Below are 12,257 nucleotides of genomic sequence, written 5' to 3' on the forward strand. Positions count from 1 at the left end.
CACCCGAAGGTGCTCTTTTGATTTATCTGTGAATTAGCGGTTTTTATACCAACCACGGTGTAAGCCATTGTCATGGCGACGGCTACCACCTTTGTAATAACGACGGTCACCATCGTAATATCTGCGGTCATCACGATCGTAACGATCACGGTCATAACGGTCATCGTAGTTACGATCTTCAGCAACTTTACGACCTAATGCAGAACCACCAGCTGCACCTACTGCTGCACCGATGTATCCACCGTTGGTGCCGCCCATATTTTTGCCGACTGTATAACCAGCACCACCACCTAAAGCACCACCAATTGCAGCTTCTGTACGATTACGACGATCACTTGCTGCTGCTGCACCACCAGCACCACCTAAAGCAGCACCGATTGTTGCACCTGAGGTACCACCAATACTTTTACCAATTGCAGTACCCACTACACTACCTAAAGCAGAGGTTGCAGCAACACGTGTACCATTGTCAGCATGTGCAACTGTTACCATAGAAGATGTTGCAATTAATGCACTAGCCAACCAAATATTCATTTTCATCGTAGAACTCCATGTCCTTTTTACTGGAAGGACAGTCATCTTTATCTTGGGGTAAATGTAATAAAAAATTTCGTGATAATTATGGAGAACCCCAAGGGTGATACAAGTGTTTTGTGTCTGTTTGTAGTGTTTGTATTAATTTGTGGATAAACCATGAGCATACGACAAATTAGCTTTTAATCACTCATAATAAAAAAGCACCCGAAGGTGCTTAAATATCTGTTCGTCAAATTTGATTAGTGATGACGACGGTGTTTTTTCTTCCAGTGTTTAGAAGATCTGTCTGCATCACGGTCTTTAGAGATTTTATTACCTAAAGCAGAACCACCCGCAGCACCTAAAGCAGCGCCGACATAACCACCGTTTGTACCACCCATGCTTTTACCAACGGTATAACCAGCACCACCACCTAAAGCACCGCCAATCGCAGATTCAGTACGGTGACGACGGTCACTTGCAACAGCTGCACCACCAGCACCACCTAAAGCAGCACCAATTGTTGCGCCTGATGTACCGCCCATGCTTTTACCAATTGCAGTACCTGCTACGCTACCTAAAGCAGAAGCGGCTGCTACATGTGTTGTATTGTCAGCATGTGCCACAGTAACCATTGAAGTTGCTAGAACAGCGCTACATAACCAAGCATTTAATTTCATTTTTGACTCCGTGTCCCTAGTTGCAGGACCCTATATCTTTTGTTACGGCAAATGTAACAAAACACTTCTCCCCAAATATGGAGAACCATCTTTTGATTATTGCAGTTTAGTGTCTGGTTTGTATGTTTTCTATTAAAATAGAATATTTAATACTCGTATAGATAAATTAAGCTTTATTTAGTTTTGAAGGGGTTACTCATGATCAGAACATAGAAAATTTATTAAAGCTCTTGTCGCAGACGACATATGTTTATGTTGTGCGTACAGTAAAGAAAAGGGCCGTGTGTGACCTGCATAACTCTCAAGTACGGGCTGCAATTTTCCTTGTCGGATCTTTTCATTAACAATAAAGCTATAACTCTGACATATTCCTAATCCACTTTCAGCAAGAGAAACTACTCCCAAAATATCTTCTTTTACTAAAATCCGATTTGATGGTATCCATTGAATTTCATTATCACCATTTTTAAAAAACCATGGAGTAACCTTACCCGTGCTCGGTAATTCAAAGGCAATACATTGGTGATGGTTTAAGTCTTCCAAAGTTTGAGGAACACCCATACGTTTTAAATATTCAGGTGAGGCAACAAGTTGAAGAGGGGCAAGCTCCAAAGGTCTGGCAATGAGAGTGCTACTAGGAAGCTGACCTTGACGAATAGCTAAATCAAATCCTTCCGCAATTAAATCGACATTTCGATTAGAAATACTGACTTCTATTTGAATATCTGGATATTGCAAAAGAAATTTTTGTAGTAATTCTGGAAGGCGATAGTGTCCATAGGTAGTGGGTACACTTAATTTAATTTTGCCGGAAATTTGCAGTTGCTTACCTTGAATAGCACGCTCTGCATGGTCAATTAACTGAAATGCATGTTGCATCTTTTCATAATAAAGTTGACCAGCTTCAGTCAGGCTCAAATGACGAGTTGTTCTTCTAAAAAACTGAATGCCAAGTTTTTTCTCTAGCCGCGTAATTGTTCTACTAATGACTGAAGGAGTTGTTGCTAAATAAATTGCAGCTGCACTAATAGAAAGCTTCTCCGCCACAATTAAAAACACTTCAATATCGGCAAGATGGTCAAATTGACGTGACATTTAGTCCTCAAACGCAAAAAAGATTTGCAAAAGTGGTTGTTTATCTACCTGATTGGCAAAAATAGAATATATCCATCCCAGTTATAAATCCAGCAAATGGTTGGAATGAAGGTCGAATGATGAAATCTCTAAATAAAATAATGCTTGCAGTAGTTGCCGTTTCAGCAGCATTCAGTGCAAATGCTGCTCATGTGTTGGTTGTATTGTCTGATGAGGCGCATTTAGAGCTAAAAAAAGGTCATATTTTTAAAACAGGCTTTTACTTAAATGAGTTGATGCAACCTACAAAAATGCTTTTAGATGCAGGCCATACAGTAACTTTCGCTACACCAAAAGGGAAAGCTCCAACCTTAGATGAATCATCGAATAATGCGATGTATTTTAACCAAGATGAAAAAGCATTAAAGCAATATGCAGATTTATTGCATGATTTAAAATTAACATCTGCTCAAGATTCTCCAGTTGTGAGCCTATCTCGTATTGAACAAATTGGTGTGGGTCAGTTTGATGCTGTTTATATTCCAGGTGGGCATGCACCTATGCAAGATCTATTAAAAGATAAACAACTTGGAAAAGTACTTACAGCTTTCCATAAAGCTGGTAAACCTACTGCGTTGGTCTGTCATGGTCCTATTGCATTAATGTCTACTTTACCTAATGCCTCGGAAGTAGTTGGTCAACTCGAACAAGGCAAACCAGTAAAAAATGGCGAATGGATTTATAAAAATTATCGGATGACTGTAATTAGCAATCAGGAAGAAGAGCAGGCTAAAGCTTTATTAAAAGGTGGAGAAATGAAGTTTTATCCACAAACTGTATTACAGTCACTTGGCGCTAAGTATCAAAGTAATACCACTGCGTGGACTCCAAACGTAGTGGTGGACCGTGAACTTATTACAGGACAAAATCCAGCGTCGGCTGTTTTGGTGGGCAAAACCTTATTAGAAAAATTAAAATAAGTAGGCTGGCAAGAGGTTTTTTAAACAAAGCCTCTATTGTCATATAGAGGGAAAATATAACTTATTATTTTCTACAGAACAGCCAAATTATAGGCAAGTAATAAATCTTATTCGAAATCATTATATTTATACGCCTCTACTTATTGGGAAAGTTGATGAATTGGCTGATTATATATGTCATTTAAGCAGCATAATCTGTAAACTATGCGCTATTTTTACGATTTTGCTTATCTTCTATACTTACATAGCGTTCGATAAGCTTTTTGGACTTTTGAGATATTTCCTCTTATGAAAGCGTCACTCCGTTTACGACTTGATCAACTCTGTGATCGACATGAAGAACTTACTGCATTGCTTGCAGATGCTGAAGTGATCTCCGATAACAAACGTTTCCGTAAATTGTCTCGTGAACATAGTGATTTATCTGAAATTACCGAAGTTTGGGGCAAATACCGTCAAGCAGAAGAAGACATTGAAACTGCTGAAATGATGAAGTCGGACCCAGACTTTAAAGATATGGCAGAAGAAGAAATTCAAGCCAATAAAACATTGCTTGAAGAATTAGAAAGCCAGCTCAACATTTTGATGATTCCAAAAGATCCCAATGATTCTAATGCGGCTTATTTAGAAATCCGTGCTGGAACAGGTGGTGATGAAGCTGCGATTTTCTCTGGTGATTTATTCCGCATGTACAGCAAATATGCCGAGACACAAGGCTGGCGTATTGAAGTCCTTTCTGAAAATGAAGGCGAGCATGGTGGTTTTAAAGAAGTTATTTGCCGTGTAGATGGTGATGGTGTGTATGGTCGCTTAAAGTTTGAAAGTGGTGCTCACCGTGTGCAACGTGTTCCTGCAACTGAATCACAAGGTCGTGTGCATACGTCAGCATGTACAGTTGCAATCTTGCCTGAAATTGATGTTGATACCAACGTTGAAATTAATCCGGCAGATTTACGTATTGATACTTACCGTGCATCTGGTGCAGGTGGTCAGCACATTAACAAAACCGATTCGGCAGTGCGTATTACACACATTCCAACAGGTACAGTCGTTGAGTGCCAAGAAGAACGTTCACAGCATAAAAATAAAGCTAAAGCGATGGCCTTGTTAGTATCGCGTTTAGAAAATGCAAAACGTGCAGCGGCTGATGCAGCAACTTCTGAAATGCGCCGTGATTTAGTGGGTTCTGGTGACCGTTCTGAACGTATCCGTACTTATAACTATCCACAAGGTCGTATGACTGACCACCGTATTAACCTGACGTTATATAAGTTAGATGCAGTTATGGAAGGTGATTTAACCGAGTTGCTTGATAGTTTACATCGTGAATATCAGGCCGATCAGCTTGCGATGCTTGCACAGGAAAATGGCGGCTAATGAATATTGCTCAAGCTCTTGCTGTACGCGGAGAGCCAGACAGTTACGAGCGACAGGAAAATGCTTGGTTGCTTGAGCATTTTCTAAAGATCAATTCGCTTGAACTCAAATTTCGACTTGAGCAAGAACTGACAGCTCAGCAAAAGCAAGATTACTTGGCTGGTCTTGAACGTATCCAAAATGGTGAGCCTTTAGCTTATGTGACGGGTTCACAGCCATTTTGGACACTCGATTTAAAAGTAACGTCTGATACTTTAGTACCGCGACCTGATACTGAAATTCTAGTTGAAACCGTTTTAAATCTAAATTTGCCAAATACTGCAAATATTGTTGATTTAGGAACGGGAACAGGTGCAATTGCGCTTGCATTAGCAAGTGAACGTCCAGATTGGCAAGTCACGGCAACTGATATTTATGTGCCTACTTTAGAAGTCGCAAAAGAAAATGCACAAGCACATGATTTGCAACGTGTGAAATTTGCCTGCGGCGCTTGGTTTGACGCACTTGAACCACAAAAGTTTGATTTAATTGTTTCTAATCCGCCGTACATTGACCCTGAAGATGAACACATGCAAGCTTTGGCTACAGAACCACGCCGTGCATTGGTTGCAGATCATCAGGGACTGGCTGATATTGAAATTATTATTGCTCAAGGGAAAAACTGGTTAAAACCGCAAGGCTGGATTGCACTAGAGCATGGTTATGATCAGGGACAAGCAGTTCGAAATATATTTGCTGAGCATGGTTTTAGTGAGATTAAAACCATTCAAGACTATGGCCAAAATGATCGAGTCACTTTGGCATGCTGGATTTAAAGTTATTTTTGTAGCGTATCACGCCAACGTAACAACCAGTTTTCTATAAGTTTCATTAAGGTATCGGTTACTTTACCCAATAGCGCCAATAAAATAATTGCAATGATAACAATATCTGGTCGGGACGTTTCTCGGCCATCACTGAGTAAATAGCCAATCCCTTGAGTGGCTGCAATCAGTTCAGCTGCAATCATAAACATCCAAGACAAACTTAAGCTGTTGCGTAAACCCGTTAAAATGCCCGGAGAGGCTGCCGGTAAAATAATAGATATAATCCGCTGAAAAGCATTAAGCCGATAAACTTTTCCAACTTCAATGAGCTTTTTATCTACATTATGAATTGCTGCAACTGTATTGGTATAGGTTGGAAAGAATGCTCCGATTGCAATCAATGTAATTTTAGAACCTTCGTCAATTCCTAACCAAAGCAATAACAGGGGAATCCAAGCAAGACTTGGGATCGATTTAATTGCTGAAAAAGTTGGTTCTAAATAAGCTTCTGCTTCTTTACTTAATCCAACCCAAATCGCAAAAATTAAACCTAAACCGCTTCCTATAATAAAGCCCAACAGAACACGCCATGTACTAATATAAATATGGGCAAACAAGTCGCTATGAGCTAAATCTAAAAAAGATTGCCATAAACTAGACGGTGCGGGGAGTAGATAAGCATCGATATAGCCATTTCTGACAAAAAACTCAAAAGCCGTTAAAAAGATGAGTGGAATGAGTAGCGCTTTAAACCACCGTGTAAATTTATGGTTTAGATGCTTTTTCTGAGATTTTGAAGCCTGCTGAGCTAAGAAGTGATTTAGCTCAGCTTTGTTAAGTGAATCACTCATATACTATTTTACGACTTTTTGAGCAAAACGAGGGTCTAACAACTGATCAACCACTTGATTGACGTTGGTACCTTTTCTAACCAAGTCTTCTTCTGTCAAAATTTTCCCAGAACGTTTTAGCGCTTGTGCTTGAGTTGCTGATGGAATACTTTGATCGAAGTTGGTTCGGCTCAGTTGTAGTTTAGCCACAGGTAGAGGAAGTTTTGATTCTTGAGCTAAAAGTGCTGCCACTTTATCTGGATTGGCTTTTGCCCATTTTCGGGCTTGTTCATAGGCTTTAATAACGGCCTCTACCGCTTCAGGGCTTTGCTTTGCAAAATCTTCTTTAACGCTCAGTACACTATAGCTATTAAATCCAACATTACGATAAAGCAATTTGGCACCCGATTGAATTTGAGCAGAAGCCATTAATGGATCAAGTCCAGCCCAAGCATTTACTTGGCCACGCACTAATGCAGTCTTGCCGTCTGGATGTTGTAGATGAACCAGTTGTACATCACGTTTACTCAAACCGACTGTATCTAGTGCTTGTAGTGTAAATAAGAAAGGATCGGTTCCTTTGGTTGCTGCAATTTTTTTACCTTTTAAATCTTTTAGGCTTTTAATTGGTGAATTTTTTGCGATAACAAGCGCGGTCCATTCCGGTTGGCTTTGTACATAAACCGTTTTAATTGGACTACCATTCGCTCGACTTAATACAGCAGCTAATCCAGCGGTAGAAGCAAAATCGATGCTGTTACTGTTGAGATATTCTAATGAGCGGTTACTACCTTGACTAAAAACCCATTTAATTTGGGTATTTGGCAGTGCTTTTTCCAGAAGTTTTTGATCTTTAACGACTAAACTGGTCGGTGCATAGTAAGCATAATCAAGCTTAAGCGTAGTCGGAATTGCTGCAAAAGCTGATGAAGCAAATACAAACCCCAATGTTGATGCCAACAAAGTCTTTGGTAGAGAAAATTTTGATTTTAAAGACATGATAAAAATAAAACCGAAATGAAATAGGAGATCATCCTTTCACTTGTTTAGAGGCTTATAAACTTATTTATTTTGATTTATAAATCAGTTTGAAAGATAAAAGTTTGAATAAAATGATAAATCACTGTTTTTATGACCATTATTAAATTTTAAATAATGCATTTATCTGAAATATTGAATTTAAAAGACATAAATATCATAAGCTTAAACCCTAATACCTCACGCTTCATTAAGTGTGGATTTTATTACTTGTGTGCAGTTAAATTATCTCGATACGCACCTGGACTGACACCTGTCCATTTTTTAAAAGCACGGTGAAATGCACTTGGGTCATGGAAGTTTAAATCTTCACTAATATCTTGAATTGAGTCATTCGTTTTGCTTAAGCGTTGAACAGCAATATCACAGCGGATTTCATTTTTAATTTGTTGATAGCTTACACCTTCGTGTTTCAGTCTACGTTGAACGGTGGCTTCTGAAATATTGAGTTGGTGAGCTACATCTTTAAGTTCGGGCCATTGTGCAGGATGGAGTTTCAATAAATGGCGACGAATAAGTACACTCAGGGCATTTTCATTTTTAAAGCGAACTAAAAGATTTTGCGGAGTTTGCTCTAAAAAATCATAAAGCGCTTTTTTATCTTTCTTAATTTTAATATCTAAATAGTGGGCATCGAACTCAACTCGATTTATCTCAGCATTAAATTGAATATCTTCACCAAAACGAACTAAATAGTCCTGAATATCGTTCGGTTTAGCACAACGTACCATAATAGTATTTAAACCAATTCGCTGGTCTACCAACCAGCACATAAGTCCGTGTACTAATATTAAAAAGGTTGCGTAGGTAAACATACGTTTAGGTTGTTCATGATCATGAATCACTAAATAAGCTTTGTCTTGCTCTCGAATGAGTTCTCCATGCATGTCATCTAGAACAAAGTTAAAAAACTTCAAAATATCATAGAGTGCTTTTTCTAAAGTTTCAGCCGTACTGACGAGTTTAGTCAGTAATTTATAGCTTCCACGACGCATGGGGTGGCTATCCATCCCAAAAAACTCATCGTTCATGGCATTGGCAAGCTCTATCCACAATTGGGCATAGGTTGTAACAGGCACACGTGCCTTTGGCGACATCAGTAATTCAGCGGGTATGCCTGCTTTATTTAGAATTATTTGTGTATTTAGGCCTTTGGCATAAGCCGCACTCAGTGCTTCATGTACTAGTGCAATCGAAATTGTGCCTTTACTTAAAGAAGATTGGACAACCATGTCAAAGACTCATATTTTCTTCATATATTTCAAGTGAAATACTGCATATTTAAAATTTGGATTGATCAAAAGCTGCAAACATTTTGAGGCTTTTTGAAATTGTATCGGAAAACAACAACTTTTACTCTCACTACTAAGTTTAAAGAACATTTCTATAGGACATTACATAATGAAAATTCAAGGGAAACATTTCGTAATTACAGGTGGTGGCTCTGGTTTGGGTGCTGCAACAGCTGAGTATTTAGTCCAGCAAGGTGCTTCAGTTACCTTGGTAGACATGAATGTAGAAACAGGCGAGCAACAAGCAAAACAGTTGGGGCCAAAAGCTGACTTTGTAAAACTTGATGTGACCGATGAAGCTGCTGCTGAACAGTTCTTTAAGGATGTTTTGACAAAACATGGTCATTTGCATGGTTTGGTGAACTGTGCCGGTATTGGCCCTTCTGCGAAAGTAATTGGTCGTGAAGGCGTACATGATTTGGCATTATTTTCAAAGACTTTAAATATTAATGTTACAGGTACATTTAACATGCTGCGTTTTGCAGCAGATGCAATGAGTAAAAACACGGTTGAAGAAGGTGAAGAAGACCGTGGTGTAATTGTTAACACTGCGTCTGTTGCCGCATTTGATGGTCAAATTGGTCAGGCTGCGTATTCTGCATCAAAAGGCGCTATTGTTGCGATGACATTGCCAATTGCTCGTGAGCTAGCGCGACATGCCATTCGTATTATGACCATTGCACCGGGGATTATGGAAACTCCAATGCTTAAGGGTATGCCGCAAAATGTACAAGATGCTTTGGGCCAAATGGTGCCATATCCATCTCGTTTAGGAAAACCAGAAGAATTTGCTCGTTTGGTCGCCCACATTGCTGAAAATTCCTATTTAAATGGTGAAGTTATCCGTTTAGATGGTGCAATTCGCATGGCAGCAAAATAATAAAAATAAGGATGCTGAAATGATCTTAAATGCTGAACAAAGTATGGTTCAGGAGATGATGCGTAACTATGCGCAAAATCAGTTAAAGCCAACTGCTGCACATCGCGATAAAACTCATGAATTTCCAGCTCAGGAACTCAAAGATTTAGGTGCACTAGGCGCTATGGGGATGACCGTGCCCGATGAATGGGGCGGTGCCGGAATGGACTATGTATCTTTGGTACTCGCAATTGAGGAAATTGCCGCAGGCGATGGTGCTATTTCGACAATTGTAAGCGTACAAAACTCTTTGATTTGCGGTATTACACTGGCATACGGTTCAGAGCAGCAAAAACAAACCTATTTGCCAAAATTTGCCTCTGGCGAATGGCTAGGATGCTTTTGTTTAACTGAGCCACATGTCGGTTCCGATGCGAGCGCGATTTTATGTAAAGCCGAGCGAGATGGCGACCATTGGGTGCTTAATGGCGTAAAACAATTTATCACCAGTGGTAAAAATGCCCAAGTGGCTTTGGTGTTCGCGGTCACAGATAAACAAGCTGGTAAAAAAGGTATTTCGTGCTTTCTTGTACCCACCAATACACAAGGTTACTTGGTGACTCGTATTGAAGACAAAATGGGTCAACATGCTTCAGATACAGCGACCATTACTTTTGAGGACTGCCGAATTCCTTTAGAAAATTTGGTGGGGCAAGAGGGTGAAGGTTATAAAATTGCATTATCTAATTTGGCAGCTGGACGTATTGGTATTGCAGCTCAATCGGTAGGTATGGCAAGAGCGGCTTTTGATGCAGCGGTGCAATATGCAAATGAGCGTAAAGCTTTTGGAGTCGAATTAGTTCAGCATCAGGCGGTTGGTTTCCGTTTAGCCGATATGGCGACCCAGATTGAAGCGGCACATCAGTTGGTTTTACATGCTGCAACTTTAAAAGATGCGGAGCTACCTTGTTTAAAAGAAGCCTCAATGGCAAAGCTATTTGCATCTACTATGGCTGAGCGGGTGTGTTCGGATGCGATTCAAATTCATGGTGGTTATGGATATGTGAGTGATTTCCCTGTAGAGAGAATTTATCGTGATGTTCGTGTAAGCCAGATTTATGAAGGTGCTTCTGATATTCAACGTTTGGTGATTGCGCGTGAAGTGGCTCAAGTTTAAATATTAGATTTTTAAAAAATGTTGTTGACTGCAAAAAACCGCAATTGTTATGCGGTTTTTTGCAATTAAATGAAACTCACTTTTTAAGGATTAAATTTGAGCTTTGACTTCCTCACCAATCAAATAAAAAGTTCCGCCTGCAATATAGTGCAGGCTGCGAAGTTCTTTTGGCGCATCTTGAAAATGCCAGTGCCCATCTCTAAAAACGCGGCTATCTGCCCATGCACCTACAACAGAACCAATAAATAAATCATGAGCTGACTGATTATGTGGTTCTGGAATAAGTTTACAGACAAGCCATGCAATGCAACCTGATACAAGCGGGCTGGTAAGGCCTTCTTGATAGAATAGCTCAACACCGCAATGCTCAAGTTTTTCTGGATCATCCAACTTACTAATGGTTCCAAGTTGATGAGTCAGATCGAGCTGTGCATAGCAGGGAACTTGTAGTGTGAAATAGCCACTTTGCTCAACGAGTTGTCGGGTTTTAGTGCTTTTGTCGAGAACTACGGACACTTTAGCTGGTTTGAACTCTAAGGCACATGCCCAAGCGGCAGCCATCACATTGCGGTCATCACCATGTTGTGCAGAAACAAGCACAGTTGGGCCATGATTTAATAAACGATAAGCTTTTTCTAACTCTACAGGTGCAATATATGATTGCGTCATATTTAGCCTAAGTAATAAAGAAAATAGATATTTCTATTGTTGCAGAAAGCTTGATAGATGCAATGTTGATAAATAAGCTTTATTAGAATAAAAAAGTTGTTTCTATTTTATAGCTTTCATAATAACGAACTTAATCATAAAATCATTTCGCTTCTAAGTGAAAGGATTAACGTGTGACCGAGCTTCAAGATATCGATTTTGTAGAGTTAAGTGATGAAGAAATGCATCTCTATAGCCGTCAGATTTTACTTGATGGATGGGATATTGAAGCTCAGGAAAAACTCAAACTTGCTAATGTACTGATTGTCGGTGCTGGCGGAATAGGATGTAGTAGTGCAGAGCTACTAGCGCGAGCAGGGGTTGGGAAAATTACACTGATTGATGCAGATACGATCGAGATAAGTAACTTACAACGACAAATCGCATTTGGTCATGAAGATATTGGACGTTATAAAGCTGAAGTTTTAGCTAAACGTTTACAGAAAATTAACCCTTATATCTGTGTTGAATACTATAACGAACGGTTAGACGAACATAACATTGATAGACTTGTTGAACACCAAGATGTGGTTTTAGATGGCTGTGATAATTTTACAACTCGCTATTTGGTAAACGCAGCTTGTAAGAAACATCAGGTCGCATTAATTAGCGCTTCAGCAATTGGTTTTCAGGCGCAAATGTTCATGGTTGAAGGAGATTCAGCTTGTTATGAATGTCTTTTTCCGAAAGAACAGCATAGCAATGAAGGGCTGCGCTGTGCAGAGTCAGGGGTACTTGCAACTACTCCTGTAATGATAGCGTCATTACAAGCACATCACACTTTGCTGTATTTAGGTTTAAATCGTGTACCTTTAAAGCAGAAACTATTATTGTGGGATGGTTTAAATATGACACAACGTATTGTTAGTTTTGATAAAGATGTAAATTGCCCACTTTGTCAGGCAAGCTAATCAGTAAAT

At 39.5% G+C, this 12,257-nt stretch carries 13 protein-coding genes; 6 read left to right on the forward strand and 7 right to left on the reverse strand.

Features of this window, described 5'->3' with window-relative positions; genetic code table 11:
* Positions 1-33 precede the first annotated feature (33 nt).
* From J580_RS14715 to J580_RS14725, 3 genes are all read right to left on the reverse strand, one after another.
* Entirely contained in the window at positions 34-540 is a 507-nt protein-coding gene (locus J580_RS14715; RefSeq protein ID WP_002119687.1) for a hypothetical protein, read from the reverse strand.
* A 236-nt stretch (positions 541-776) separates the two neighbouring features.
* Positions 777-1,196: a glycine zipper domain-containing protein gene (locus J580_RS14720; protein WP_032004707.1), complete on the reverse strand. Its 420-nt coding sequence runs from the start codon at positions 1,194-1,196 to the stop codon at positions 777-779.
* A gap of 192 nt (positions 1,197-1,388) precedes the next feature.
* Positions 1,389-2,291: a LysR family transcriptional regulator gene (locus J580_RS14725; RefSeq protein ID WP_032004710.1), complete on the reverse strand. Its 903-nt coding sequence runs from the start codon at positions 2,289-2,291 to the stop codon at positions 1,389-1,391.
* A gap of 119 nt (positions 2,292-2,410) precedes the next feature.
* Between J580_RS14725 and J580_RS14730 the strand changes: the two genes are divergently transcribed.
* The 3 genes from J580_RS14730 to prmC all read left to right on the forward strand — a co-directional run bounded on the left by J580_RS14730 (position 2,411) and on the right by prmC (position 5,442).
* Positions 2,411-3,250, forward strand: a complete 840-nt coding sequence (locus tag J580_RS14730; RefSeq protein ID WP_032004711.1) for a type 1 glutamine amidotransferase domain-containing protein — start codon at positions 2,411-2,413, stop codon at positions 3,248-3,250.
* Positions 3,251-3,538: 288 nt separating this feature from the next.
* Positions 3,539-4,627: a peptide chain release factor 1 gene (gene prfA / locus J580_RS14735; RefSeq protein WP_032004714.1), complete on the forward strand. Its 1,089-nt coding sequence runs from the start codon at positions 3,539-3,541 to the stop codon at positions 4,625-4,627.
* The gene (prmC, locus tag J580_RS14740) at positions 4,627-5,442 is read left to right on the forward strand and encodes a peptide chain release factor N(5)-glutamine methyltransferase (RefSeq protein ID WP_032004715.1); all 816 of its coding nucleotides are present in this window, start codon (positions 4,627-4,629) and stop codon (positions 5,440-5,442) included. The genes prfA and prmC overlap by 1 nt, the downstream gene beginning before the upstream one ends.
* A 2-nt stretch (positions 5,443-5,444) precedes the next feature.
* Here prmC and J580_RS14745 read toward each other — a convergent pair whose 3' ends face one another.
* From J580_RS14745 to J580_RS14755, 3 genes are all read right to left on the reverse strand, one after another.
* On the reverse strand, positions 5,445-6,284 hold the full coding sequence (locus tag J580_RS14745; protein WP_032004716.1) for an ABC transporter permease: 840 nt from the start codon (positions 6,282-6,284) through the stop codon (positions 5,445-5,447).
* Positions 6,285-6,287: 3 nt separating this feature from the next.
* Positions 6,288-7,262: an aliphatic sulfonate ABC transporter substrate-binding protein gene (locus J580_RS14750; protein ID WP_032004717.1), complete on the reverse strand. Its 975-nt coding sequence runs from the start codon at positions 7,260-7,262 to the stop codon at positions 6,288-6,290.
* Between the two features lie 245 nt (positions 7,263-7,507).
* On the reverse strand, positions 7,508-8,533 hold the full coding sequence (locus J580_RS14755) for an AraC family transcriptional regulator (protein ID WP_032004718.1): 1,026 nt from the start codon (positions 8,531-8,533) through the stop codon (positions 7,508-7,510).
* A gap of 169 nt (positions 8,534-8,702) precedes the next feature.
* Between J580_RS14755 and J580_RS14760 the strand changes: the two genes are divergently transcribed.
* Positions 8,703-9,473, forward strand: a complete 771-nt coding sequence (locus J580_RS14760; RefSeq protein WP_032004719.1) for a 3-hydroxyacyl-CoA dehydrogenase — start codon at positions 8,703-8,705, stop codon at positions 9,471-9,473.
* Positions 9,474-9,492: 19 nt separating this feature from the next.
* Positions 9,493-10,629 carry an acyl-CoA dehydrogenase family protein gene (locus tag J580_RS14765; RefSeq protein ID WP_025466499.1) on the forward strand — a complete coding sequence of 379 codons (1,137 nt, stop codon included), beginning with the start codon at positions 9,493-9,495 and terminating at the stop codon, positions 10,627-10,629.
* A gap of 90 nt (positions 10,630-10,719) precedes the next feature.
* Here J580_RS14765 and J580_RS14770 read toward each other — a convergent pair whose 3' ends face one another.
* The gene (locus J580_RS14770) at positions 10,720-11,298 is read right to left on the reverse strand and encodes a flavin reductase family protein (protein ID WP_017385442.1); all 579 of its coding nucleotides are present in this window, start codon (positions 11,296-11,298) and stop codon (positions 10,720-10,722) included.
* A 173-nt stretch (positions 11,299-11,471) separates the two neighbouring features.
* Between J580_RS14770 and J580_RS14775 the strand changes: the two genes are divergently transcribed.
* On the forward strand, positions 11,472-12,248 hold the full coding sequence (locus tag J580_RS14775) for a HesA/MoeB/ThiF family protein (RefSeq protein WP_032004720.1): 777 nt from the start codon (positions 11,472-11,474) through the stop codon (positions 12,246-12,248).
* Positions 12,249-12,257: the final 9 nt, after the last annotated feature.

The organism is Acinetobacter sp. 1542444 (assembly GCF_000581835.1).
Lineage (GTDB): Bacteria > Pseudomonadota > Gammaproteobacteria > Pseudomonadales > Moraxellaceae > Acinetobacter > Acinetobacter pittii.